The sequence below is a fragment of the Paraburkholderia flagellata genome (assembly GCF_021390645.1).
GTDB classification, from domain to species: domain Bacteria; phylum Pseudomonadota; class Gammaproteobacteria; order Burkholderiales; family Burkholderiaceae; genus Paraburkholderia; species Paraburkholderia flagellata.
In genome coordinates this window covers 438,196-463,318 of record NZ_JAJEJT010000001.1, presented here as the reverse complement: position 1 = coordinate 463,318, position 25,123 = coordinate 438,196, and the positions used below count along the sequence as shown (strand labels likewise).

General features: G+C 66.0%; 23 protein-coding genes and 1 pseudogene. 19 read left to right on the top strand and 5 right to left on the bottom strand.

Annotated features, from left to right (window positions below; translation table 11 throughout):
* Nucleotides 1-145: 145 nt before the first annotated feature.
* The 5 genes from L0U83_RS02105 to L0U83_RS02085 all read left to right on the top strand — a co-directional run bounded on the left by L0U83_RS02105 (nucleotide 146) and on the right by L0U83_RS02085 (nucleotide 5,473).
* Complete coding sequence (locus tag L0U83_RS02105; RefSeq protein WP_233879988.1) at nucleotides 146-949, top strand: paraquat-inducible protein A; 804 nt, start codon at nucleotides 146-148, stop codon at nucleotides 947-949.
* On the top strand, nucleotides 946-1,608 hold the full coding sequence (locus L0U83_RS02100) for a paraquat-inducible protein A (RefSeq protein ID WP_233879986.1): 663 nt from the start codon (nucleotides 946-948) through the stop codon (nucleotides 1,606-1,608). The genes L0U83_RS02105 and L0U83_RS02100 overlap by 4 nt, the downstream gene beginning before the upstream one ends.
* Nucleotides 1,601-3,214: a PqiB family protein gene (locus L0U83_RS02095; protein WP_233879985.1), complete on the top strand. Its 1,614-nt coding sequence runs from the start codon at nucleotides 1,601-1,603 to the stop codon at nucleotides 3,212-3,214. The genes L0U83_RS02100 and L0U83_RS02095 overlap by 8 nt, the downstream gene beginning before the upstream one ends.
* On the top strand, nucleotides 3,211-3,915 hold the full coding sequence (locus tag L0U83_RS02090) for a PqiC family protein (protein ID WP_233879979.1): 705 nt from the start codon (nucleotides 3,211-3,213) through the stop codon (nucleotides 3,913-3,915). The genes L0U83_RS02095 and L0U83_RS02090 overlap by 4 nt, the downstream gene beginning before the upstream one ends.
* Nucleotides 3,916-4,156: 241 nt before the next feature.
* The gene (locus tag L0U83_RS02085) at nucleotides 4,157-5,473 is read left to right on the top strand and encodes a THUMP domain-containing class I SAM-dependent RNA methyltransferase (protein WP_233879977.1); all 1,317 of its coding nucleotides are present in this window, start codon (nucleotides 4,157-4,159) and stop codon (nucleotides 5,471-5,473) included.
* A gap of 57 nt (nucleotides 5,474-5,530) precedes the next feature.
* On the opposite strand, the gene L0U83_RS02080 is transcribed toward L0U83_RS02085, so the two are convergent.
* Entirely contained in the window at nucleotides 5,531-6,322 is a 792-nt protein-coding gene (locus tag L0U83_RS02080) for a glycosyltransferase family 2 protein (protein WP_233879975.1), read from the bottom strand.
* Nucleotides 6,323-6,547: 225 nt separating this feature from the next.
* On the opposite strand from L0U83_RS02080, the gene L0U83_RS02075 reads away from it, so the two are divergent.
* Nucleotides 6,548-6,937 (top strand): VOC family protein, encoded by a 390-nt coding sequence (locus L0U83_RS02075; RefSeq protein ID WP_233879973.1) that lies wholly within the window; start codon nucleotides 6,548-6,550, stop codon nucleotides 6,935-6,937.
* Between the two features lie 19 nt (nucleotides 6,938-6,956).
* Nucleotides 6,957-7,707 (top strand): annotated as a pseudogene (locus tag L0U83_RS02070) (helix-turn-helix transcriptional regulator); the annotation flags it as partial.
* Between the two features lie 76 nt (nucleotides 7,708-7,783).
* Here L0U83_RS02070 and L0U83_RS02065 read toward each other — a convergent pair.
* Genes L0U83_RS02065 through L0U83_RS02055 form a run of 3 tightly spaced genes read right to left on the bottom strand, consistent with a single transcriptional unit; the run spans nucleotide 7,784 to nucleotide 10,734 of the window.
* A complete protein-coding gene (locus L0U83_RS02065; RefSeq protein ID WP_233879971.1) occupies nucleotides 7,784-9,238 on the bottom strand; it encodes an NAD(P)(+) transhydrogenase (Re/Si-specific) subunit beta in 1,455 nt (484 codons plus the stop codon).
* Nucleotides 9,239-9,568: an NAD(P) transhydrogenase subunit alpha part 2 gene (locus L0U83_RS02060; RefSeq protein ID WP_110856660.1), complete on the bottom strand. Its 330-nt coding sequence runs from the start codon at nucleotides 9,566-9,568 to the stop codon at nucleotides 9,239-9,241.
* Nucleotides 9,569-9,582: 14 nt separating this feature from the next.
* Nucleotides 9,583-10,734 (bottom strand): Re/Si-specific NAD(P)(+) transhydrogenase subunit alpha, encoded by a 1,152-nt coding sequence (locus tag L0U83_RS02055; protein ID WP_233879970.1) that lies wholly within the window; start codon nucleotides 10,732-10,734, stop codon nucleotides 9,583-9,585.
* A gap of 307 nt (nucleotides 10,735-11,041) precedes the next feature.
* Here L0U83_RS02055 and L0U83_RS02050 point away from each other — a divergent pair, with 307 nt between their 5' ends.
* The 3 genes from L0U83_RS02050 (at nucleotide 11,042) to L0U83_RS02040 (ending at nucleotide 14,615) form a co-directional block, all read left to right on the top strand.
* The gene (locus L0U83_RS02050; protein ID WP_233879961.1) at nucleotides 11,042-11,548 is read left to right on the top strand and encodes an NUDIX hydrolase; all 507 of its coding nucleotides are present in this window, start codon (nucleotides 11,042-11,044) and stop codon (nucleotides 11,546-11,548) included.
* A gap of 12 nt (nucleotides 11,549-11,560) precedes the next feature.
* Nucleotides 11,561-12,760 (top strand): tRNA 2-thiouridine(34) synthase MnmA, encoded by a 1,200-nt coding sequence (mnmA, locus tag L0U83_RS02045; protein WP_233879959.1) that lies wholly within the window; start codon nucleotides 11,561-11,563, stop codon nucleotides 12,758-12,760.
* A gap of 247 nt (nucleotides 12,761-13,007) precedes the next feature.
* Entirely contained in the window at nucleotides 13,008-14,615 is a 1,608-nt protein-coding gene (locus L0U83_RS02040) for an FMN-binding glutamate synthase family protein (protein ID WP_233879957.1), read from the top strand.
* An 87-nt stretch (nucleotides 14,616-14,702) separates the two neighbouring features.
* Here the strand turns inward: L0U83_RS02040 and L0U83_RS02035 are convergent, their stop codons facing one another.
* Nucleotides 14,703-15,314, bottom strand: coding sequence for a glutathione S-transferase C-terminal domain-containing protein (locus tag L0U83_RS02035; protein WP_233879955.1), 612 nt, complete (start codon nucleotides 15,312-15,314; stop codon nucleotides 14,703-14,705).
* Between the two features lie 271 nt (nucleotides 15,315-15,585).
* Between L0U83_RS02035 and L0U83_RS02030 the strand changes: the two genes are divergently transcribed.
* The 9 genes from L0U83_RS02030 to L0U83_RS01990 all read left to right on the top strand — a co-directional run bounded on the left by L0U83_RS02030 (nucleotide 15,586) and on the right by L0U83_RS01990 (nucleotide 25,053).
* Nucleotides 15,586-16,983 (top strand): aminopeptidase P N-terminal domain-containing protein, encoded by a 1,398-nt coding sequence (locus tag L0U83_RS02030; protein ID WP_233883626.1) that lies wholly within the window; start codon nucleotides 15,586-15,588, stop codon nucleotides 16,981-16,983.
* 53 nt (nucleotides 16,984-17,036) lie between these two features.
* Nucleotides 17,037-18,317 carry a UbiH/UbiF/VisC/COQ6 family ubiquinone biosynthesis hydroxylase gene (locus tag L0U83_RS02025; RefSeq protein WP_233879953.1) on the top strand — a complete coding sequence of 427 codons (1,281 nt, stop codon included), beginning with the start codon at nucleotides 17,037-17,039 and terminating at the stop codon, nucleotides 18,315-18,317.
* A gap of 194 nt (nucleotides 18,318-18,511) precedes the next feature.
* Nucleotides 18,512-19,579, top strand: coding sequence for a tRNA dihydrouridine synthase DusB (gene dusB, locus L0U83_RS02020; protein WP_233879951.1), 1,068 nt, complete (start codon nucleotides 18,512-18,514; stop codon nucleotides 19,577-19,579).
* Entirely contained in the window at nucleotides 19,576-19,809 is a 234-nt protein-coding gene (locus tag L0U83_RS02015) for a Fis family transcriptional regulator (RefSeq protein WP_233879949.1), read from the top strand. The genes dusB and L0U83_RS02015 overlap by 4 nt, the downstream gene beginning before the upstream one ends.
* 64 nt (nucleotides 19,810-19,873) lie before the next feature.
* Nucleotides 19,874-21,439 carry a bifunctional phosphoribosylaminoimidazolecarboxamide formyltransferase/IMP cyclohydrolase gene (purH, locus tag L0U83_RS02010; protein WP_233879947.1) on the top strand — a complete coding sequence of 522 codons (1,566 nt, stop codon included), beginning with the start codon at nucleotides 19,874-19,876 and terminating at the stop codon, nucleotides 21,437-21,439.
* 176 nt (nucleotides 21,440-21,615) lie between these two features.
* The gene (ruvC, locus tag L0U83_RS02005) at nucleotides 21,616-22,158 is read left to right on the top strand and encodes a crossover junction endodeoxyribonuclease RuvC (protein WP_233879945.1); all 543 of its coding nucleotides are present in this window, start codon (nucleotides 21,616-21,618) and stop codon (nucleotides 22,156-22,158) included.
* A 118-nt stretch (nucleotides 22,159-22,276) separates the two neighbouring features.
* On the top strand, nucleotides 22,277-22,858 hold the full coding sequence (gene ruvA / locus L0U83_RS02000) for a Holliday junction branch migration protein RuvA (RefSeq protein ID WP_233879943.1): 582 nt from the start codon (nucleotides 22,277-22,279) through the stop codon (nucleotides 22,856-22,858).
* Nucleotides 22,859-22,956: 98 nt separating this feature from the next.
* Entirely contained in the window at nucleotides 22,957-24,033 is a 1,077-nt protein-coding gene (gene ruvB, locus L0U83_RS01995) for a Holliday junction branch migration DNA helicase RuvB (RefSeq protein ID WP_233879941.1), read from the top strand.
* A gap of 75 nt (nucleotides 24,034-24,108) precedes the next feature.
* On the top strand, nucleotides 24,109-25,053 hold the full coding sequence (locus L0U83_RS01990) for an oxygenase MpaB family protein (RefSeq protein WP_373320951.1): 945 nt from the start codon (nucleotides 24,109-24,111) through the stop codon (nucleotides 25,051-25,053).
* Nucleotides 25,054-25,123 lie beyond the last annotated feature (70 nt).

Sequence of the window (25,123 nt, the reverse complement as noted above, 5' to 3'; positions counted from 1 at the left end):
CCAGACCCGGCGGGGGGCCCGCGGCTCGTTGCGGCACGCCGCCGGGCGTGTTTGGTAACATGGTGCGAGGCGCTCTCAGCACCGTTCAGCATGCGCGCCGCCTTCGCGCGTCCTTCGTTCACGTCGTTTTGCGTCACCTGCCCGCATGGCCCAGGACAAACTGATCGCGTGTCACGATTGCGACGCGCTCTACCGTAAGCCGCGGCTGCTCGGCCGCCAGACAGCGCGCTGCTCGCGCTGCGGCGCCACGCTCTACAGCAGCGCCGCGTCCCAGCTCGACCGCATCTGCGCCATCACGGTCGCGGCGCTCGTCACCTTCATCATCGCCCAGTCGTTCCCGATCATCGAGCTCGATGCGAACGGTATCACTACGGAGTCGAGCCTGTTCGGCGCTCTCGTGGTGCTCTGGCACGAGGACATGGAGATCATCGCGGTAATCGTGTTCTGCGCAACCATCCTTTTTCCGCTCACGGAGATGGTAGCGCTGCTCTACGTCCTGCTGCCGGTGCGGCGCGGCTTCATTCCACCGGGCTTCGACTACGTGCTGCGCGCCATCCAGTTCGTGCGGCCCTGGGGCATGCTCGAGGTGTTCATGCTGGGCGTGCTCATCACCATCGTGAAAATGGTGAGCCTCGCGCGGGTCATTCCCGAAACCGCGCTCTTCGCCTTCGGCGCGCTCACGCTGATGTTCACCGTGGTCGTCACGTTCGATGCGCGCACGCTCTGGGACATCGCGGACAGCCTGCGCGACGCCGCACGCGCGGCGCGCGAGGGCGGTGCGGGTCCGAACGGGCAGGCGGGCGGCTCCGGTGGTTCCAGCGACCCCGCGCGCCCGCCGTCGCCGGCCGCGCCCCACCCGCTCGACGAGCCCGAGATCCGCGAGCCCGGCGCAAGTCCGCAAGACCCGGCGGCGCCGCGCGGCGGACCGCTCCCCAAGGGGCCCCGATGAAATACCAGACCGCCACCGACGCCGGCTACGTCTCCTGCCACGCCTGCGGACACGTGCAGCCACACGAGCGAGCGCGCCAGCACGTGCGCTGCGCACGCTGCGGCTCGCCCGTGCACGAGCGCAACCCCGACAGCATCATGCGCACGTGGGCGCTCCTCGTTGCCGCGGCGCTGCTCTACATCCCCGCGAACCTGCTGCCTGTGATGCATACGTCCTCGCTCGTCGGCGACGAGGACGACACCATCATGAGCGGCGTCGTCTACTTCTGGACCTCGGGGGACTGGCCGCTCGCCGTGATCGTCTTTATCGCGAGCATTCTCGTGCCCATGCTCAAGCTCTCGGTGCTCGCCCTGCTCGCGTTCACCTCGCAGCGCGGCTCGACATGGCGGCCTGTCGAACGCACGAAGCTCTACCGGCTCGTCGAGTTCATCGGGCGCTGGTCGATGCTCGACGTGTTCGTTGTCACGCTAACCGTCGCGCTGGTACGCTTCCAGTCGCTTGCGGTCATCACGGCGGGCCCCGGTGCGATTGCGTTCGGCTCGGTCGTGATCCTGACGATGATCGCCTCGATGCAGTTCGATCCGCGCCTGATCTGGGATCCGGTAGACGAAGACAAACACAAACCTGCGCAACACTCTCAGGATCAACCTCATGAATAGTCCGAAAGGACCGACCCCGCCCAATCTGCCGGAGCCCGAGATCGTCAAGCCGCGGCGCTGGCTGCCCTCGCTCGTCTGGATCGTGCCGATCGTCGCGGCGCTGATCGGCGTGGCGCTCGTCGTGAAGTCGGTCGCCACGCGCGGCCCGACCATCACGATCAGCTTCGTGAGCGCCGAAGGGCTCGAGCCCGGCAAGACCAAGGTCAAGTACAAGGACGTGGACATCGGCTCGGTGCGCGCGATCAAGCTCTCGCCCAACCTTTCGCATGTGATCGTCACGGTCGAGCTCACCAAGGACGCCGAACGATTCGCCGTCAAGGACAGCCGCTTCTGGGTCGTGCGCCCGCGCGTAGGCGCAAGCGGCGTATCGGGCCTCACCACGCTGCTCTCGGGCTCGTATATCGGCGCGGACGCCGGCCGCTCACAGGACTCGCAAAGCGATTTTGTCGGCCTGGAAGCGCCGCCCGCCGTAACCATCGACGAGAAGGGACATCGCTACACGCTGCATAGCGCGACGCTCGGCTCGCTCGACATCGGCACGCCGATTTTCTACCGGCGCATTCAGGTGGGTCAGGTCACGGGCTATTCGCTCGACAAGGACGGCACCGGCGTGACGGTGCAGGTGTTCGTGAGCGCGCCCTTCGACCAGTACGTGGGCACCAACACGCGCTGGTGGCACGCGAGCGGCGTGAACGTGCAGCTCGATTCGAACGGCATCAAGGTCAATACGCAGTCGCTTGCCACGATCGTGGTGGGCGGCCTCGCGTTCCAGGCTCCGGCTGGCCAGTCCATGGGCCCGCAAGCGCCCGACAACGCCACCTTCGCGCTCGCCTCCGACGAGACCGAGGCGATGCACGAGCCGGACGGCGCGCCACAGCGCGTGGTCATGTACTTCAACCAGTCGTTGCGCGGCCTTTCGGTGGGGGCGACGGTCGATTTCCGCGGCATCGTGCTCGGCCAGGTGACCGAGATCGGCATCGAGTACGACCCGAAACAGCACAACTTCATCATGCCGGTGACGATGGATCTGTATCCGCTGCGCCTGTCGCGCCGCATCCGGGGCGAAGCGCCCGCGCCGCATACGCCGCAAAGCCAGGAGCTGATCAAGCGGCTCGTCGCACGCGGCCTGCGCGGCCAGCTGCGCACCGGCAATCTGATCACGGGGCAGCTTTACATCGCGCTCGACATCTTCCCGAAGGCCGGCCCGGCGACGATCGACTTCGACCACGACCCGCTCGAACTGCCCACGGTGCCGAACTCGCTCGAAGAGCTGCAAATCCAGGTGGCCGACATTGCGAAGAAGCTCGACCAGATTCCGTTCGACAAGATCGGCAACAACCTGAACGATTCGCTCAAGAACGCCAACCAGTTGTTCGGCAAGGTGAACGACCAGATCCTGCCGCAGCTGCAAGGCACGCTCGACCAGGCGCAGAAGACCTTCAACGCCGCGCAGTCCACGCTGCAGCAGGATTCGCCGCTGCAGTCCGACGTGCACCAGGCGATGCAGGAACTCACGCGCACGCTCCAATCGCTCAACTCGCTCTCCGATTACCTCGAGCGCCATCCCGAATCGCTGCTGCGCGGCAAATCAGGAGACAAGCCATGACGTTCCGACGCGTCCCCTCCCTTGCCGCGCTCGCCGCGCTTCTCGTTGCAGCCGCACTGGCAGGCTGCAGCTCGCCCGCCAGCCGCTTCTACACGCTAAGCCCGACCGACGACACCGCTCGCACCACCGCCGCGCCAGGCGCGGGCAACGGGCAGTGGCTGATCGAGCTGGCGCCTGTGGATGTTCCGCCGCAGGTCGCCAAAGCGCAGATGGTCGTGCAAACCGACGCTAACCAGGTGCGCGTACTCGAGCAGGAGCGCTGGTCCTCGATGCCCGGCGACGAGATCCGCCGGGCGCTCTCGGGCGACCTCACGCAGCAGCTCGGCACCATCGACGTGTACGGCTCGCCGCATCCCGAGGGCGTGCCCGTGTACCGCGTGAGCGTGAACGTACAGCGCTTCGAATCGTGGCCCGGCTCGCATGCGCTCATCGACGCCGTGTGGAGCGTACGCGCGCTCGACTCGCAGACGGTCATGACCTGCCGCAGCGTGCTCAACGAGAAGGTCGGCGACGGCTATGACGCGCTCGTCATCGGCCACCGGCAAGCGGTCGAGGCGCTCTCGCAGTCGATCGCAAGCGGCGTGCGCACGCTCGCGGCCGCACCGCGCGTGAGTACGCAAGCGAATGGCGCGAAGGCTGGCGCTCGTGCGAAGCCGGCGCCGAGCATCGCCTGTCCGCAGATGGCGGCCGTCGGCGGTTGAGTTGGTGGTTTGCCGCTGACGCGGGCCTGGGGCGCACCTGATCTCTACGCCTCGAAGGCGATCGGGAGCCAATAAAAAAGGGCCCGCACGCGGCGCTTGCGGCGCGGGAGCAAGTAACGCGGCAAATGGCGGCCAAATGCGGGTATTGAGCGGTCTCGCGCAGCGGACGCGGCATGCAGGTCTGGCCGCCCCCGCAACCCGCGTACAATAGCGCCTTCCCCGCAGCGTCCCATCCTCCTTCATGTCTTTCGATTTCTTTGCCCCCTGCCCGCGTGGCCTCGAAGCCGCGCTCGCCGCCGAACTGGCCGAAACCGCGCAACGGCGCCTGCCGCCCGGTGCACTCCAGGTCGGCGCCGAGGTGCCCGGCGGCGTGCATTTCCGCGGCAACTGGGCCGGCGGCATCGCCGCCAACCTGCATTCGCGCATTGCGAGCCGCGTGCTCCTGAAAATCGCCCAGCGCCCGTACCGCGGCGAACAGGACATCTACGCGCTCGCGCGCGAGCAGCAGTGGGAGAAGTGGTTCTCGGCGAACGAAACGATCCGCATCGACATCACCGCGATCAAGTCGCCGCTGCGCAGCCTCGAATTCGCCACGCTGCGCGTGAAGGATGCGATCTGCGACCGCATGCGCGAGAAGTCCGGTGCGCGCCCGAGCGTCGACACCGCGTATCCCGATGTGCGCGTTTTCGCCTTCCTCACGGCGAACGAGTGCACGCTGTATCTCGACACGTCGGGCGAGCCGCTCTTCAAGCGCGGCTGGCGTCTGGACAAGGGCGCGGCCCCGCTGCGCGAAAACCTGGCCGCAGGTATCCTGCGCCTCACGGGCTGGACGCCCGGCACGCCGCTCTATGACCCGATGTGCGGCAGCGGCACCTTCCTCGCGGAAGCGGCGCAAGTCGCGCTCGACCTCGCGCCCGGGCTCGATCGCCGCTTCGGCTTCGAGTCGCTCAAGCAGGCCGACATGGCCGCGTGGCGGCACCTCAAGAGCGAGGCGAACACCGCACGCAATCTGGCGCAAAGCAAGACCAGCGATCTGCTGATCTACGGCAGCGACATCTCCGACGTCATGCTGGAAAAGGCGCGCGCGAACTTCAAGCGCGCGGGCTTCGGCAACGTGGTGCTCAAGCAGCTCGACGCGCGCAACATGACGCCGCCTTCGGCTGCGCCCGGCATTCTCGTGGCGAATCCGCCGTACGGCGAGCGTATCGAAGTGCGCGGCCGCAATGCGCGCGGCGAGGCGCGCCCGACAGCGCGCGAACTGCGCGGCGACGATGACGAAGGCTTTCGCCGCGCCAAGGACGAGGCGCCCGACGCCGAGTTCTTCCAGGCGCTCGGCGACGCGCTCAAGCAGCGCTTCACGGGCTGGCGCGCCTTCGTCCTCACCTCGGACCGCAAGCTGCCGGGCCAGTTGCGCCTGCGCGAAGCCGCCAAGACGCCACTCTTCAATGGCGCGCTCGAATGCCGCCTGTTCCGCTTCGACCTGATCGCGGGCAGCGTGCGCCAGCGTCCGGCCAGCGGCGGCGCGAACCCCGCTGCCGGTAACGACGACGCCAGCTGACACTGGAAAACACGCACGGCGGGTGACGTTTTCACCCGCCGCCGCGCCGCGTTTGGCTCAGCCTTGCGCCACCTCAGGCGCCCCTGGCGCGTTCAGCGCCAACGGATACCCTTCGTACTCCGGAAACATCTTCGGCAGCGTGAACGCCGGCATCGAATAGCGCGAAAAGCAGCGCGAGGTCGAAGCCGGATGGATCAGGTGGAGGCAGCTCGCCTGCGTGTCATCCGCGGCGAGCACCTTGCGGTCAGCATCGACCAGGCGGCGGATAAAGCTCTCGTCTTCGCTCAGGTCGATATCGTCGAAGCGCGCCTCCTCGAAAAGCGCCTTGCGATACACGTACGAAAACCCGTAGAAAAGGATGAAGTCCGCGCCGATCTTCATCTTGTCGTGGAACTCGACCGTCGCGACGCTATTGCCAGTCAGTACATAGTGCAGCCCCACGCGGGCGCTCAGGTCCATGTAGCCGAAGAACTGCGTATGCGGCGCGAACATCCAGAAGGTCGCGAGCTTCATGAGGTCCGCGCCGTTTTCTTCAAGCATCCGCACCATGCCAGCGAGATAGTGCGAGGCATAGTGGTCGTCGTCGTCGAAGTGAGCGATCAGCGCGCCGCGCGCCTCGTTCACGAGAAAGTTGCGTTTGCCGCCAATCGACATGCGCGTTTTCGACCAGTAGTAGCGCACGCGCGCATCAGTCTTCGCGAGCGCGCTCAGGAAGGCGCTGGGCTGAGGGCTGTCGTCGAGGATGAGCCATTCCCAGGCCACGCGCTGACGCTGGATGCAGCGCCAGATTGCCGGCAGAAAGGCTTCGCGGTTGCCCGTGGGCGTGATGATCGAGACGGTGGGAGACATGCGAGTGCGGGGATTTCGAACCCATCGATTACAGCAGAGTCGCGCCGAAGTCTCTCTCGAAAAGATTCGAAACCGCCGCCGAAGCTCGCGCGGCACGGCGCGTCAAACCTACTGACAACACGCTGTCAGCAGCCCCCAGGCACACTGCTTCTACGCCATCCGGCGAGGCCGCCACCGCCCGGCTGCCGCCATTCACAGTCCGCCGTTGCCTTCGAGGAGTGCATCGTGTCTACCGATCTGTCCCGTGTGATCTCGTGGTTCGAAATTCCCGCGCACGACCTGGAGCGTGCCGCCCGCTTTTACGAAACCGCCTTCGACACTGCGCTGCAGCGCGAAGTGGTCGGCGGCGTCCCGATGGCGCTCTTCGCTCACACCGATACGGAAACCGGCGGGTGCATCGTGTTCAATCCGCACGACGCGAAGCCCGACCCGAAGGGCGTGCTCGTGTACCTGAACGCGCAGCCTTCGGTCACGGCCGTGCTCGACCGCGTGGAAAAAGCCGGCGGCAGGCAGCAGGGTCCCGCAGTCGAGTTGCCGAACAACTACGGCTACATCGGCTTCTTCATCGATACCGAAGGCAACCGCGTCGGTCTGCACGCACCGAAGCTCGGATAACCGCGGCCGGGCGCCGCGTGCGCGCCCGGCGCTATCATCTGTAGTTTTCCAGATCACTGCGCCGATCTCGCGACCGCCCAGCCATGACCCGCCGCGCCGACCGTCTTTTTCGCATCGCCGAACTGCTGCGCGGCCGGCGTCTCACCACCGCGCAGCAGTTGGCCGACTGGCTCGAAGTCTCGCCGCGCACGGTCTATCGTGACGTGCGCGACCTGCAACTCTCGGGCGTGCCCATCGAAGGCGAGGCGGGCATAGGCTACCGGCTCGCGCGCACGGCGAGCCTGCCGCCGCTCACCTTCACCGCCGACGAACTTACCGCGCTCGCCGTGGGCGCGCGCATGGCCGAATCGTGGGGCGGCGCGGCGCTTGCGAGCGGCGCTCGTGGGGCGCTCGCGAAGATCGCCGCGGCCATGCCTGCGGAAAAGCGCGCCGTGCTGGAGCGGCTTGCCGTGTTCGCGCCCGCGTATCACATGGATCACGCGTTCTCGGACAAGCTCGACGCGCTGCATCGCGCCGTCGACACACGGCTCGTCGTGCGCTTCGCGTACTGCGACCGCATCGGCGCACATACGGAGCGGCGCATCTGGCCGCTTGGGCTCGTGTACTGGGGCGCACAGTGGACCGTGGGCGCCTGGTGCGAAATGCGTGAGGACTTCCGCAACTTCAACATCGCGCGCATGGAAAACGTGGAAGTGCTCGAGCAGTTTCCCGATGTGAGTGGGCGGCGGCTCGCCGACTATTTGCGTCGCGTGAATGCGCCTTCGCTGTGAGCGGTCTGCGCACCCCGGAATGGAAAAAGGCGCACATCGCTGCGCGCCTTTCGCGTGGGTTTGAAGCGAGCGGCGCTTATTCCACCGCCTTCACCATCTCCTCGATCACCTTCTTGGCATCGCCGAACACCATCATCGTCTTGTCCATGTAGAACAGTTCGTTGTCGAGGCCAGCGTAGCCCGCCGCCATCGAACGCTTGTTCACGATGATCGTGCGCGCCTTGTAGGCCTCGATGATCGGCATGCCCGCGATTGGCGACTTCGGATCGTTCTTCGCGGCGGGGTTCACCACGTCATTCGCGCCAAGCACGAGCACGACATCGGTCTGGCCGAACTCGTTGTTGATGTCCTCCATCTCGAACACCATGTCGTAGGGCACTTCGGCTTCCGCGAGCAACACGTTCATGTGACCCGGCATGCGGCCCGCCACCGGATGGATCGCGTAGCGCACGTCCACGCCCTTCTCCACGAGCTTGTCGGTGAGTTCCTTCAGCGCGTGCTGCGCGCGCGCCACCGCGAGGCCGTAGCCCGGCACGATCACGACGCTTTCCGCGTTGCCGAGCATGAACGCTGCATCATCGGCCGAACCCGACTTCACCGGACGCTGCTCCTGCGCGCCGCCCGCCGCCGCCGCGCCCGCCTCGCCGCCGAAGCCGCCCAGCAGCACGTTGAAGAACGAGCGGTTCATCGCGTGGCACATGATGTACGAGAGAATCGCGCCTGAAGAGCCCACCAGCGACCCCGCGATGATCAGCATGGCGTTGTTCAGCGAGAAGCCGATACCCGCCGCAGCCCACCCCGAGTAAGAGTTCAGCATCGAGACGACCACCGGCATGTCCGCGCCGCCGATCGGGATGATGATGAGCACGCCCAAGGCGAACGCGATCAGCGTCATGATGATGAACGGCAGCCACGACTGCGTGATGAAGAACAGGATGCCGAAGCCGACCATGCCGATCGCGAGCATCAGGTTGATCAGATGCTGGCCCGGATACACCACCGGCGCGCCCTGGAACAGGCGGAACTTGTACTTGCCCGAGAGCTTGCCGAACGCGATGACCGAGCCGCTGAACGTGATCGCGCCCACGAACGTGCCGATGAACAACTCGATGCGGTTGCCGTACGGCAGGAAGCCCGGATACGGTGCATCTTCGGCGACCAGCCCGAACGCTGCCGGTTCAGAGACGACCGCATACGCAATGCACACCGCTGCGAGACCGATCAGCGAGTGCATGGCCGCGACGAGTTCGGGCATCTTCGTCATCTCGACGCGCGCCGCGACATAGGCCCCAAGGCCGCCGCCCACCACGAGCGCACCGAACAAAAGCGCGAGACCGAGTCCGAGATTCGAGCCAAACTGTGCGGACTCCTTCGCGATCAGCGCAAGCGTAGTGAGGATGGCAATGGCCATACCGACCATGCCGAACAGGTTGCCGGCGCGCGCGCTTTTCGGATTCGACAGTCCCTTGAGCGCCTGGATGAAGCAGACCGACGCCACCAGATAAAGCAGCGTAACGACGTTCATGCTCATTTATGCGCCCTCCTTGCTGCCGGGAGAGGAGAGCTTTTTCGGCTCCTTCTTGCGGAACATCTCCAGCATTCGCCTCGTGACGAGGAACCCGCCGAACACGTTCACGGCCGCGAGCAGCACGGCAAACGTGCCGAAGAACTTGCCCGGGCCGCCCACGGTCAAGCCCGTGGCGAGCATCGCGCCGACGATCACGATCGCCGAGATCGCATTGGTCACGGCCATGAGCGGCGTATGCAGCGCGGGCGTGACGTTCCAGACCACGTGATAGCCCACGTACACGGCAAGCACGAAAATGATCAGGTTGATGACGGTATGGTTGATGACTTCCATTCCTGTTCTCCCCTTTATGTCTTGCGCGTGACCTGGCCGTCGCGGGCCAGCAGCGTGGCCGCGACGATGTCGTCCGCGAGATCGATGTTGAGCGTGGCTTCCTTCGTGACGATCAGCTTCAGGAAGTCGAGCAGATTGCGCGCGTAAAGCGCGGAGGCGTCGGCGGCGACCATCGAGGCGAGGTTCGTGTAGCCGCAGATCTGCACGCCGTGGTGCGTCACGACCTTGTCGGCTTCGGTGAGCGGGCAATTGCCGCCGCGCCGCCCCGTCGCCTCGTCAGCTACTGGCCCGCGGCCTGCCGCGAGGTCGATCACCACCGAGCCGGGCTTCATGGCCTGCACGGTTTCCGAAGGCAGCAGCGTGGGCGCGTCGCGACCCGGAATCAGTGCGGTCGAGATGACGATGTCCGCCTGCTTCGCGCGCTCGTGGACCAGCGCCGACTGGCGCGCAAGCCACGATGGCGGCATGGGCCGCGCATAGCCGCCCACGCCAACGGCGGCATCGCGCTCCTCATCGGTTTCGTAAGGCACGTCGAGGAATTTCCCGCCGAGCGACTCGATCTGCTCCTTCACGGCCGGGCGCACGTCGGAGGCCTCGATCACCGCGCCAAGACGTCGCGCCGTCGCGATGGCCTGCAGCCCCGCCACGCCCGCGCCGAGAATCAGCACGCGCGCGGCCTTCACCGTACCGGCGGCGGTCATGAGCATAGGCATGAAGCGCGGATAGAGCGTCGAGGCCACGAGCACCGCCTTGTACCCGGCGATGTTGGCCTGCGACGAAAGCACGTCGAGGCTTTGCGCGCGCGTGGTGCGCGGCGCGGCTTCGAGCGCGAAGGCCGTCACGCCTGCCTCGGCGAGTTTCGCGGCGTTTTCTGCATTAAAGGGATCGAGCATGCCCACGAGCACCGCGCCGCGCTTCATGAACGGCAATTCGCTGACGGTGGGCGACTGGACCTTGAGCACGAGGTCCGCGCCGAATGCAGTGGCTGCGTCTGCGACCTGCGCGCCTACGGCCGTGTATGCCTCGTCGAGATAGCTCGCGCCAGCGCCCGCGCCGGCCTGGATCGTGACCGTATGGCCCTGGGCGACGTACTTCTTGACTGTCTCCGGCGTCGCGGCCACGCGTGTTTCGTTCGCCCGCGTCTCTGCAGGCACTCCGATATGCATCGTTGTTTCCTCCTCGACCTTCTTGTTCTAGCTGTTCTGGCTCGAATCGAGCGAAGGGAGGCCGACAAACGGCGTTCAAGCGCCGGCACCCATTGCAACGGCAAACGACGGCACCACTTTAACCGAAAGCGGCGGCGGCCTTGTAGCGGGAATTGCCCGCTTTTGTGCGACGCACTCAACACGCCGTGCCGTCCGACCGGACGGTCGGCAGGGCCAGGCGAGCCGGGCATACGCCCGCCGTTATCCGACCCGAGGGCCCGATCCGGCCCCGGGCAGCGTTCGCGGCGTCCCGGTAAAATACCGGCCCATGAATGAGGAAACCTGGGCACCCCACGTCACCGTGGCCGCGATCGTCGAGCGCGACGGGCGTTTTCTGCTCGTCGAAGAGCACACGCCAGCCGGCCTGCGCCTGAACCAGCCCGCCGGCCATCTGGAAGCGGGCGAGACGCTGCATGAGGCCGTGGTGCGCGAAACGCTCGAGGAAACCGCGCATGCGTTCACGCCGGAGGCGCTAGTCGGCGTGTATATGACGCACTTCGGCAAGCCGGGAGAAAGCGGCGCGACGTATGTGCGCTTCACGTACTGCGGCACTGTCGCAGCCGAGCCGGAAAACCGCGCACTCGATCCTGACATCGTGCGCACGGTGTGGATGAGCCCCGACGAACTGCGCGCGGCGAGCGAACGCCATCGCACGCCGCTCGTGATGCGCTGTGTCGACGATTACCTCGCAGGCAAGCGCGTGCCGCTGGATTTCATCCAGACGCACGCGACGGCACCGAAAGCGGCGCCCAAGGTAGCACCCAAGTTGAACTAAGGCAGCAAAGAAATGAGCAAACGTAAGGTCGTGGTAGGCATGTCGGGCGGCGTCGATTCGTCGGTGACCGCATGGCTGCTCAAGGAGCAGGGGTTCGACGTCGTCGGTCTCTTCATGAAGAACTGGGAAGACGACGACGACGGCGAGTACTGCTCGACGCGCCAGGACTGGATCGACGTGGTGTCGGTCGCTGACCTGATCGGCATCGACGTGGAAGCCGTGAACTTCGCCGCCGAATACAAGGACCGCGTGTTCGCGGAGTTCCTGCGCGAGTATTCCGCGGGCCGCACGCCGAACCCGGACGTGCTCTGCAACGCCGAGATCAAGTTCAAGGCCTTTCTGGACCACGCCATGTCGCTCGGCGCGGAAACCATCGCCACGGGCCACTATGCGCGCGTTCGTCAGAACAACGAGCGCGACGGTCGTTTCGAACTACTGAAGGCGCTCGACCATACGAAAGATCAGTCGTACTTCCTGCATCGCCTGAACCAGGCGCAGCTTTCGAAGACGATGTTCCCGCTCGGCGAGATTCCGAAGACGAAGGTGCGCGAGATCGCCGAGAAGATCGGCCTGCCGAACGCGAAAAAGAAGGATTCCACAGGAATCTGCTTCATCGGCGAGCGGCCGTTCCGCGACTTCCTCAACCGCTATCTGCCGACCAAACCGGGCCCGATGATGACGCCCGACGGCAAGGTCGTGGGCGAACACATCGGCCTCGCGTTCTACACGTTCGGGCAGCGCAAGGGCATTGGTCTTGGCGGCAGCAAGGACGGCAGCGGAGACCCGTGGTTCGTGGCGGGCAAGGACATGGCCTCGAACACGCTCTACGTTGTGCAGGGCCACGATCACCCTTGGCTGCTCGCGCACGAGCTGCGCGCGGGCAATGTGAGCTGGGTGGCAGGCGAGCCGCCGGCGCAGGGCCATGCGTGCGGCGCGAAAACGCGTTATCGCCAGGCCGACGCGCCCTGCTCGTTCCATACCGCAGACGAATTCGGCGCGGGCCAGTTCACGCTGCGTTTTCCCGATGCGCAATGGGCCGTGACGCCTGGCCAGTCGGCGGTGCTCTATGACGGCGACGTGTGCCTGGGCGGCGGCATCATCGAAGCGGTGACGACGCTCGCGCCGCACGTGCCCGCGGTACTGCCGCCCGAAGCGCCGAAGAAAAAGAAGCGCGTACCGCGCAAGAAGCCCGCTACGGCCACGACGGCGTAATGCACGCATCGTCAGGCAAAACGTAAGAAAACACCGCGCGGCGCCCCTGGGCGCCGCGTTTTTTTTGCAGACTTTCGACGCCTGCCAAACGCCGCTCAAACGGCATGCCCGCTTCCCTGCCAGATTCACGAACTTGCGGCATCATTCCCGCAAGCCGCGCCCAGCAACCGCGCGGCTGACGCGCACCGCCCCTTCACAAGAGGAGAGCCAAAGGCGCGCACTAAATCAAGTTCGAGGAGTTCCCCCAATGTTTTCCCGACGTTATCTCGCCATGTGGGGCGCGGTGCTGCTGCTCGCGGCCTGCGTCGCCGCGGCTGCGCTCCATCATCTGTCGTGGTACTGCGTAATTGTGCCCGCGCTGCTCGTCGCGCTCGGCCTCTACGATATGTTCCAGGAGCGCCACGCGATCCTGCGCAACTACCCGATCTGGGGCCATCTGCGCTTTCTGTTCGAATTCGTGCGGCCCGAGATCCGCCAGTACTTCGTCGAGGACGACACCGACGAAAAGCCGTTCTCGCTCGCACAGCGCAGCCTCGTCTACCAGCGCGCAAAGAACGCGGTGGACAGCCGCCCGTACGGCACCGAACTCGATGTGAAGGCCGTGGGCCACGAGTGGATCAGCCATTCGCTCGCGCCCACGAAGCTCGCAGGCAGCGACTTCCGCGTGCTCGTCGGCGCGAACCGCGCGCAACCGTACTCGATGTCGATCTTCAACATCTCGGCGATGAGCTTCGGCGCGCTCTCCGCGAACGCAATCCGCGCGCTCAACATGGGCGCGAAGAAAGGCGGCTTCGCGCACGACACTGGCGAAGGCTCGATGTCGAAGTATCACCGCGAGAATGGCGGCGACATCATCTGGGAGATCGCCTCGGGCTACTTCGGCTGCCGCAACGATGACGGCACGTTCAGCGCCGAGAAATTCCAGCGCCTCGCGAACGAGCCGCAGGTGAAGATGATCGAGGTGAAGCTCTCGCAAGGCGCGAAGCCCGGCCACGGCGGCATGCTGCTCGCAGCGAAGGTCACGCCCGAGATCGCCGAAACGCGCGGCATTCCCATTGGCAAGGATTGCGTCTCGCCCGCGCGCCACTCGGAATTCTCCACGCCGCGGGGGCTGCTCGAATTCGTCGAGCGTCTGCGCAAGCTCTCGGGCGGCAAGCCCACGGGCTTCAAGCTGTGCATTGGGCATCCGTGGGAATTTTTCGGCATCGCCAAGGCGATGCTCGAAACCGGCATCCTGCCCGACTTCATCGTCGTGGACGGCGCGGAAGGCGGCACGGGCGCAGCGCCCCTCGAATTCACCGACCATATCGGCACGCCGCTGCAGGAAGGACTGCTCCTCGTGCACAACACGCTCGTGGGCATCGGCCTGCGCGACAAGATCAGGATCGGCGCGAGCGGCAAGATCATCACCGCATTCGATATCGCGCGCACGCTCGCGATCGGCGCGGACTGGGTGAACTCGGCGCGCGGCTTCATGTTCGCCGTGGGCTGCATCCAGGCGCAGAAGTGCCATTCGGACCGCTGCCCGACCGGCGTCGCCACGCAAGACCCCGTGCGCCAGCGCGCGCTGAACGTGCCGGACAAGGGCGAGCGCGTCTTCAACTTCCATCACAACACGCTGCACGCGCTGCAAGAACTGATTCAGGCCGCAGGTCTTGCGAGCCCGTCGGATCTGCGCGCGCATCACATCGTGCGGCGCGTGTCGTCGTATGAGGTGAAGCTGATGTCGGAACTGCTCAAGTACCTGAAGCCCGGCGATCTGCTCGAAGGCCGCTATCGCTATCAGCTGTATGAGAAGTGGTGGCCGGTCGCGCGCAGCGATTCGTTCGCGCCGGCGGAGGAAAAGATCGCCTGAGAAAGGCGATGTGCGACTTACGCAAAAACGCCCGACGGCACGTAATGCCGTCGGGCGTTTTCACATCGACTGCCGATGAACGGCTGATTAGCCTTGCGGCACCGTGTCGATGAACGACTGACGCTGCGAGAGCTTCTCGAAGTGGCGCGCGAGATTCGGATGCGCCTCGCGCCAGTTCAGCTCCGGCATGCGGAAGTCGAGATAGCCGAGCGCGCAGCCCACGGAGATATCCGCAATCGTGTAGCGGTTGCCCGCGCACCACGGATTACCGTCGAGTCCCTTGGCCATTGCGGCGAGACCTTCGTGGATCTTGCGCTCCTGGCGCTTCACCCACGTCTCGTTGCGCTGCTCCGGCGTGCGTTGCGTGCCTTCGAGGCGGATCAGCACGGTGGCGTCGAGCATGCCATCGGCGAGCGCCTCCCAGCAACGCACTTCAATACGCTCACGGCCAGCGGGCGGAATGAGCTTGGCCACGGGCGAGAGCATGTCGACGTACTCGCAGATCACGCGCGAGTCGAACACGGCCTCGCCGTCGTCCATCACGAGACACGGAACCTTGCCGAGCGGGTTGAAATCGTGAATCGCCGTTTCCTCGCCCCACACGTTTTCGAGCACCAGCTTGTAGTCGATCTTCTTTTCAGCGAGCGTGATCCGCGCCTTGCGGACATACGGGCTGCCGAGCGAACCGATAAGTTTCATACCACCTGCCTTTTCTGGAATCCGGCCGAAGTATACGTTGGATTCACGTTTTTCTGACGTGCCGCCTGTTGCAGTGCAGGATTTTTCCTACAAATGATGTAGGCAGGAGACACCCCCCGGCGGCAGCGGCGCTTGCCGAGGGTAGCCGCGAGCGCGCGCGTCCGTGTGTAGCCAGCGCTACAATCTCGCGATGGACTCGACCCTCAAGCACAGCGCCCCGGCCGCCTCGAGCGAACCCCACCCAGCCGCCAACGTTGCCGACGCAGCCGACATGCAGCGCGGCCCCGACGGCGGCGCGGCGCTCTATCGCGCGCGCCGCGAACGCGTGCTCGCGGCGCTGCGAGCGCAAGGCGGTGGCGTCGCGCTCGTGCCGACCGCACCCGAAGCGCTGCGCAATCGCGACGCGGACTATCCCTACCGGCACGACAGCTACTTCTACTACCTCACAGGCTTCACGGAGCCCGAGGCGCTGCTCGTGCTCGACGCGAACGCGGGTGAAAACCAGCCCGCCGCGATCCTGTTCTGCCGCGCGAAGAACGTCGAGCGAGAAACGTGGGAAGGGTTTCGCTTCGGTCCCGACGCCGCACGCGAAGCGTTCGGTTTCGACGCCGCCTTTCCCTTCGACGAACTCGATGCGCGCATCCCGCAACTCATCGCGAACCGTCCCGCGCTGCACTACGCGCTCGCGGCATCCGGGCGCTTCGACGCGCAGGTGAAGCGCTGGATCGACGCCGTGCGTGCGCAGGGGCGCAGCGGCGTCACCGCGCCCGCCGCCGCATACGACCTGCTGCCGCTGCTCGACGACATGCGCGTGATCAAGGACGCGCACGAACTCGACACGATGCGCCGCGCCGCGAAAATCTCGGCGCTCGCGCACGTACGCGCGATGCAGACGTGCCGGCCCGGCATGCGCGAATACGAGATCGAGGCGGAACTGCTCTACACGTTCCGCAAGCACGGCGCTCAGGCGCCGGCCTACGGCTCGATCGTCGCGGCAGGCGCGAACGCATGCGTGCTGCACTACCCCGCGGGCAACGCGGTGGCGCGCGAGGGCGACCTCGTCCTCATCGACGCCGCGTGCGAGCTGAACGGCTACGCCTCGGACATCACACGCACGTTCCCCGCGAGCGGGCGCTTCACGAGCGCGCAACGCGAGCTTTACGACATTGTGCTCGCCGCGCAGCAGGCAGCCATCGACGCCACGCGGGCGGGCGTGAACTTCGAGGCGCCGCACGACGCCGCAGTGCGTGTGCTCGCGCAGGGGCTGCTCGATACCGGCATCGTCGACCGCCAGCGCTTTGCGAGCGTCGACGACGTGATCGCCGAGCGCGCCTATGCGCGCTTCTATATGCATCGCACCGGGCACTGGCTCGGCATGGATGTGCATGACGCGGGCGATTACCGTGAGCGCGGTCTTGCAGCTAGCGCCGAAAAGCCCGACGCTGCGCCGCCCTGGCGCACGCTGCGCGCCGGCATGACGCTCACGATCGAGCCGGGTCTCTACATCCGCGCGGCCGAGGACGTGCCCGAGCGCTACTGGGACATCGGCATTCGCATCGAGGACGACGCGATCGTCACCGAAACGGGCTGCGAGCTGATCACGCGCGGCGTGCCCGTTGCCGCCGATGAAATCGAAGCGCTGATGCAGAACGCGCAGCGCGGCGCCTGACGCAAGCGCAGACGCGAACACGCGAAGATTCCACACGAAGCAAAGCAAACGACATGAACGCAGTTTCCGGCAGCGCGAACGACACTTCCACCGGCGCGAACGCGCACGCGCATTTCGATCACGACGTGACGATCGTCGGCGCGGGGCCGGTGGGTCTTGCGCTTGCGGGCTGGCTCGCGCGGCGCAGCGCCACGCAAGGTCTCTCGATCGCGCTGATCGACGCGCGCGAACCCGAGGACAGCGCTGGCGATCCGCGCGCCATTGCCGTTTCGCAGGGCAGCCGCACGCTGCTCGAAGCGCTCGCGTGGCCGCACGACGCCACGCCCATCGAGCGCATCCATGTTTCGCAGCGCGGCCATTTCGGGCGCACGCTGATCGACCGCCACGACTACGACCTGCCCGCGCTCGGCTACGTGGCGCGCTATGGCGCGATCGTTCAGACGCTTGCGAACGCCGTGCGCGGTACGCACGTGCACTGGCTGCATCACGCGCAGGCGCACGATCCCGTCGCGGATCACGACGGCGTGACGCTACCGGTCGTGAGCGCAGGGGTCGAGCGGCAGTTGCGCACGCGCATCCTCGTGAACGCCGAAGGCGGGCTGTATCGCGCGCTGCCGCAACACGACACGCAAGACGATACGGACGAGGCCGACGCGAACGCTGTCGTGCCGGCCGCCGAAACCAAACGCACGCGCGACTACGGCCAGACGGCGCTGGTCGGCGTGGTGACGCTCGCAGCTCCGCAGCCACACGTGGCGTGGGAGCGCTTCACGAACGAAGGCCCAATTGCGCTCCTGCCGATGGGCGGCGTGCGCGGCGCGGACTACGCGCTCGTATGGTGCTGCTCGCCTGCGCAGGCCGAACGCAGCGCGCAGCTTGCCGACGCCGATTTCCTCGCCGAACTCGGCGTGGCGTTCGGCGCGCGCATGGGCCGCTTCACGCAAATCCACGGACGCGCGGCGTTCCCGCTCGGCCTGAATGCGCTCGATGCGCTGGTTTCCGGCAACGGCCGCATCGCAGCGGTCGGCAATGCGGCGCAGACGCTGCATCCGGTGGCGGGCCAAGGCCTCAATCTCGGACTGCGCGACGCCCACGCCCTCGCCGACTCCCTCGCGCAACACGGCGCCACGCCACGCGCGCTCGCCGAGTTCGCGGGCCGCCGCGCGTTCGACCGGCGCATGACCATCGGCGCGACGGATACGCTCGCGCGCCTTTTCACCGTCGATTTCGGGCCTCTCGCCACGCTGCGCGGGCTCGCACTCACTGCGCTCGAATTCGCCCCGCCCGTGAAGACGGCGCTCGCGCGGCAAATGATGTTTGGGCAGCGGAGTTGACGCGGCGAACTAAGGGTCGCATCGCTTTTCTTTGCGTGCTGCAAGGCCGCCCCGCGACAAAACCAGGGTCCGCGCTGCGCGACCTCGCATCCTGCTTACGCTAAAATACGCGTTTCCCCTTTTTCAAATACACGCCGATCGCCGCGCCAGCCGGAATGCCATCCGGGTCGCGGCACCGGCCTCGCCCGCGCGTCATGTTCACTATCGGCCGTCACACCTTGCGTAATAACCTGTTCGTCGCCCCCATGGCGGGTGTCACGGACAGGCCGTTCCGCCAGCTGTGCAAGCGCCTCGGCGCGGGCTATGCGGTGTCCGAAATGGTCGCGTCCAACGCGCAGCTCTGGAAGAGCGAAAAGACCATGCGCCGCGCCAATCACGCGGGCGAAGTGGAACCCATCTCCGTGCAGATCGCCGGCGCCGATCCGGACATGATGGCCGAAGCCGCGCGCTACAACGTGGCGAACGGCGCGCAGATCATCGACATCAACATGGGCTGCCCGGCCAAGAAGGTGTGCAACGTCGCGGCCGGCTCGGCGCTGCTGCAGAACGAGCCGCTCGTGGCGCGCATCGTCAAGGCCGTGGTCGACGCCGTGGGCGTGGGCCCCGACGCCGTGCCCGTCACGCTCAAGATCCGCACGGGCTGGGACCGTGACAATCGCAACGCGCTCACCATCGCGCGCATTGCCGAAGAAAGCGGCATCGCCATGCTCACCGTGCACGGCCGCACGCGTGCCGATCTGTATCACGGTGAAGCGGAGTACGAAACGATTGCGGCGGTCAAAGCCGCGGCACGTATTCCGGTGGTCGCGAACGGCGACATTACGTCGCCCCAAAAGGCGCGCGAGGTCCTCGCGCTCACGGGCGCCGACGCCATCATGATCGGCCGCGCAGCGCAGGGGCGCCCGTGGCTGTTCCGCGAAATCGAGCATTTCCTCGCGACGGGCGAGCTGTTGCCGCCGCCGCGCGTGGACGAAATCCAGTCGATCATGAATGAGCATCTGGAGGACCACTACGCGTTTTATGGGGAATTTACCGGCGTGCGTACTGCGCGCAAGCATATCGGCTGGTACACTCGCGGCCTTTGCGGCGCCAATACGTTCCGGCACCGCATGAATACGCTGGACACCACGCGCGAGCAGCTCGTCGCAGTCAATCAGTTCTTCGACGAACAGAAGGCGCGCTCGGAGCGCCTCGTCTACGTCGACGACGAGAACAACGACAGCGACGGCAGCGACGAATCAACCGATCGACTGGCAGCATGAGCAAGCACAATATCGAACAATCCGTCCGCGAGAGTCTGGACATTTACTTCCAGGACCTCGACGGCAGCAATCCGCACGACGTCTACGACATGGTGATGGCGTGCGTCGAAAAACCGATGCTCGAGGTGGTGCTCGAGCAGGCAGGCGGCAATCAGTCGCTCGCCGCCGAGTATCTCGGCATCAACCGCAACACGCTGCGCAAGAAGCTCCAGCAGCACGGCCTGCTGTAACGCCGCTGCGTTTTACTGGACCTTCGGCGCGGACTCCTCGATCTATCGGCAACTCTCCCACATCATGATCAAGCAAGCGCTCATCTCCGTTTCCGACAAGGCAGGCATTGTCGACTTCGCGAAATCCCTCTCGGATCTCGGCGTCAAGATCCTGTCGACCGGCGGCACCGCGAAACTGCTCGCGGACGCGGGCCTCCCCGTCACCGAAGTCGCCGACTACACCGGCTTTCCGGAAATGCTCGATGGGCGCGTGAAAACGCTGCACCCGAAAGTGCACGGCGGCATTCTTGCGCGCCGCGACCTGCCCGAGCACATGGCCGCGCTCGAAAAGCACGACATTCCGACGATCGACCTGCTCGTCGTGAACCTCTACCCGTTCGTTCAGACGGTGTCGAAGGAAGAGTGCACGCTCGAAGACGCGATCGAGAACATCGATATCGGCGGCCCGACCATGCTGCGTTCGGCGGCGAAGAATCATCGCGACGTGACCGTGGTGGTCGATCCCACGGACTACGCGAAGGTGCTGGAAGAGATGCGCGCGAACGGCAACACCGTGAGCTACGCCACGAACTTCCGCCTCGCGACCAAGGTGTTCTCGCACACGGCGCAGTACGACGGCGCGATCACGAACTACCTCACGAGCCTCACCGAAGCGCTCGAGCACAAGTCGCGCAACACCTACCCGGCCGTGCTGAACCTCGCGTTCGACAAGGTCCAGGACCTGCGCTACGGCGAAAACCCGCATCAGAGCGCCGCGTTCTACCGCGACCTCACGACGCCCGCGGGCGCGCTTGCGAACTACACGCAGCTCCAGGGCAAGGAACTCTCGTACAACAACATCGCCGACTCGGACGCGGCCTGGGAATGCGTGAAGACGTTCGACGCTCCTGCCTGCGTGATCATCAAGCACGCGAATCCGTGCGGCGTGGCGATCGGCGCGAACGCGCTCGAAGCTTACTCGAAGGCGTTCCAGACCGACCCGACCTCGGCGTTCGGCGGCATCATCGCGTTCAACCGCGAAGTGGACGAAGCAGCGGCGCAAGCCGTGGCGAAACAGTTCGTCGAAGTGCTGATCGCGCCGTCGTTCTCGGCAGCAGCCAAGGCCGTGTTCGCCGCGAAGCAGAACGTGCGTCTGCTTGAAATCGCGCTCGGCGATGGCCATAACGCATTCGACCTGAAGCGCGTGGGCGGCGGCCTGCTCGTGCAATCGCTCGACGCGAAGAACGTGCAGCCGCACGAACTGCGCGTGGTGACGAAGCGTCACCCGACGCCGAAGGAAATGGACGACCTGCTCTTTGCATGGCGCGTCGCGAAGTTCGTGAAGTCGAACGCCATCGTGTTCTGCGCGAACGGCATGACGATGGGCGTGGGCGCGGGCCAGATGAGCCGCGTGGACTCGGCGCGCATTGCCAGCATCAAGGCCGAGAACGCGGGCCTCAAGCTCGCGGGCACGGCAGTCGCGTCGGACGCGTTCTTCCCGTTCCGCGACGGCCTCGACGTGGTGGTCAATGCGGGCGCGACCTGCGTGATCCAGCCGGGCGGCTCGATGCGCGACGACGAAGTGATCGCCGCCGCCGACGAGCACAACATCGCCATGGTGGTGACGGGCATTCGCCACTTCCGTCACTGACCCTTGCGTGCGGCGCGTGACCTGCACGTGACGCGCCGTTTGAGCAAAGCCCGCCGGACTCGTGTCCCGCGGGCTTTTTCTTTGCACGGCACACCGCGTTCGTTCGCGCCGTCAAGGCTCGCGGCATGTATGCCGTTCGTTGTACCATCGCAGCACATCCGTTTTCCCCGCACTTCATGAGAATCCTCGGCATTGACCCCGGCTTGCGCGTCACCGGCTTCGGCGTGATCGAGCGTCACGGCCATCAGCTCACGTATGTCGCAAGCGGCGTCATCCGCACTGCCGATGCCGATCTGCCCACGCGCCTCGGCACCATCTTCGAAGGCGTCGCCACGCTGATCCGCCAGCACGCGCCCGACCAGGCCGCGATCGAAAAGGTCTTCGTCAACGTCAATCCGCAGTCGACGCTCCTGCTCGGGCAGGCGCGCGGCGCGGCCATCTGCGGGCTGGTTTCGGGCGGCGTGCCGGTGGCCGAATACACCGCGCTGCAACTCAAGCAAGCCGTGGTGGGTTACGGACGCGCGACCAAGGAGCAGATGCAGCAGATGGTCGTGCGCCTGCTCGCCCTCACGGGCACGCCCGGCACCGACGCCGCGGACGCGCTCGGCATGGCGATCTGTCACGCCCACGGCGGGGATGCGCTTGCCACGCTAGGCGGGCTTGCACCTGCGCTCGCGAAGAAGGGCATGCGGGTGCGGCGTGGACGGTTGATCGGCTGAATACCTTGCTGAATGCGTGCTGATGCATCCGGCCGAACGGCCAACGTTCCAGCCGCGTTCTCCGTACTGCCCTGCCCTCGGCTACACTCCTGAGCTTTCCCTCATCACAGAAACCGCCATGATCGGTCGCATTGCCGGCGTATTGCTGGAAAAGAACCCGCCGCACCTGCTCATCGACTGCAACGGCGTCGGCTACGAAGTCGATGTGCCGATGAGCACGTTCTACAACCTGCCCGGCACCGGCGAAAAAATCGTGTTGCTCACGCAAATGATCGTGCGTGAAGACGCGCATCTGCTCTTCGGCTTCGGCACGCAGGAGGAACGCTCGACGTTTCGCGAACTGCTCAAGATCAGCGGCATCGGCGCGCGCATGGCGCTTGCCGTGCTCTCGGGCATGAGCGTGCACGACCTCTCGCAAGCGGTCACGCAGCAAGATGCGGCGCGCCTCACGCGCGTGCCCGGCATCGGCAAGAAAACGGCCGAACGTCTGCTGCTCGAACTCAAGGGCAAGCTCGGCGCGGACCTCGGCGCGATGGCCGCCGCCGCTTCGCCTTCCGACCACGCAAACGACATCCTCAACGCGCTGCTCGCGCTCGGCTATTCGGAGAAAGAAGGGCTTGCCGCGATCAAGAATGTGCCCGCCGGAACCGGCGTTTCCGAAGGCATCAAGCTCGCGCTCAAGGCACTTTCGAAGGCCTGATCGCCGTCGCGCAGGCCTGAGCTGGGCGGTTAGTTGCGGCGCCATCGTGGCGTTCGGGACGGCCCGCCGCCGCATAGTCTGCGCGGTACAATCGCTGGATGATCGAAACCGACAAACTCGCCGCCAACCACGCCAGCGCCGACCGCGTGATCGCCGCCACGCCCGCCTCGACCCACGAGGAAGCGTTCGAACGCGCATTGCGCCCGCGCCAGCTCGACGAATATGTCGGCCAGGAAAAGGTGCGCGGCCAGCTCGAGATCTTCATCGAGGCTGCGAAGCGCCGTTCCGAACCGCTCGACCACGTGCTGTTGTTCGGGCCGCCGGGCCTTGGCAAAACCACGCTTGCGCACATCATCGCGCGCGAAATGGGGGTCAATCTGCGGCAGACGTCGGGACCCGTGCTGGAGCGCGCAGGCGATCTCGCGGCGCTGCTCACCAATCTCGAAGCCAACGACGTGCTCTTCATCGACGAGATTCACCGGCTCTCGCCGGTCGTCGAGGAAATCCTGTACCCGGCGCTCGAGGACTACCAGATCGACATCATGATTGGCGAAGGGCCGGCCGCGCGCAGCGTGAAGCTCGACCTCCAGCCGTTCACGCTCGTAGGCGCGACCACGCGCGCGGGCATGCTCACGAATCCGCTGCGCGACCGCTTCGGCATCGTCTCGCGCCTCGAGTTCTACAACTCGAGTGAGCTTTCGCGCATCGTGCAGCGCTCCGCCTCGCTGCTCGGCGCGCAGATTCATCCTGACGGGGCGCTCGAAATCGCGCGCCGTTCGCGCGGCACGCCGCGTATTGCGAACCGCCTGCTGCGCCGCGTGCGCGACTACGCCGAAGTCAAGGCCGACGGCGCGATCACCGCGACGGTCGCCGACGCCGCGCTGCGCATGCTCGACGTCGATCCCGTAGGCTTCGACCTGATGGACCGCAAACTGCTCGAAGCCATCCTGCACAAGTTCGACGGTGGCCCGGTGGGCGTGGACAACCTTGCCGCCGCAATCGGCGAGGAGCGCGACACGATCGAGGACGTGCTCGAACCGTATTTGATCCAGCAGGGCTATCTGCAACGCACGCCGCGCGGCCGCGTGGCCACGCAACTGAGCTACCGCCACTTCGGCCTCACGGTGCCGGACGACGCATCGGCGGGCGGCGACTGGGCACCGGACGCGTCGTAAGGCGCGGCACATCCGCGTAGCACACCCCGCAGCACACCCATCGCGCAACGTCAACGCAGCGCGAACGAGAGCACGATGTCCGATCACGCCGGCCTGCCTCCCAACGCTCCCGAGCCGACCGGCCTTGCCCGTCAACTCGCGCGCCGCCTGCGCATGACGCTCGCCGAAAGCATCACGCACCTCACCACCGGCAGCGGCCCGAAACTCGATTACTCGAATCCGCCGGGCGACCCCGGCCTCTTCGGCCCCGACGCCGTTTGCTGGAAAGTCCACGCCGATTTCGCCGCGATGATGGCGGGCGGCGTCAGTGCGCTGCTGCTTCAGGCGCTGCATCCGCTTGCGCTCGCCGGTGTGTGGGACCATTCGACGTTTCGCATCGACATACTCGGGCGGCTGCGACGCACCGCGACCTTCATCGCGGGCACGACGTACGGCAGCCGCGCCGACGCGCTGGCTTTGATCGAACGCGTCAAGACGATCCACCTCGCCGTGACGGGCACCGCGCCCGGTGGCCGCCCCTATCGCGCGAGCGATCCCGCGTTGCTGACGTGGGTGCACGTGGCCGAAGTTTCGAGCTTTCTCGGCGCGTATTTGCGCTTCGTGAATCCCGCGCTGCCGGGTGAGATGCAGGATCAGTACTACGCCGAAGTCGCGCGCATCGCCGAACTGCTTGGCGCAATGAACGTGCCGCGCTCGCGCGCCGAAATCTCGGCGTATTTGCAGTCGATGCAGCCCGAACTCGTCGCGAGCGACCGCACGTTCGAGGTCGTGCGCGTGCTCAAGCAGGCGCCAGCGCCGCGCCCGGGAATGCGCCCCGCCGGCGCGCTGATCAGGAACGCGGGCATCGACCTGTTGCCGCCCTTCGCGCAGCAAATGCTCGGTTTCGACTCCTTCGCCTTCACGCGCCGCGCTCTCGTGCGGCCCGGCATGCGAGCGGTCGCACCGGTATTGCGCTGGGCGCTCGTCAATGGCGTGTCCAAACGCGCGCGGCGGCGGGCTGCGGCAAAACCCGCGCAATAAGCGCTGCGCAATAGAAAAACGGCCAACCCGCTCGCGCCGGTTGGCCGTTCCGTTTGCAGCGCGCCGATGC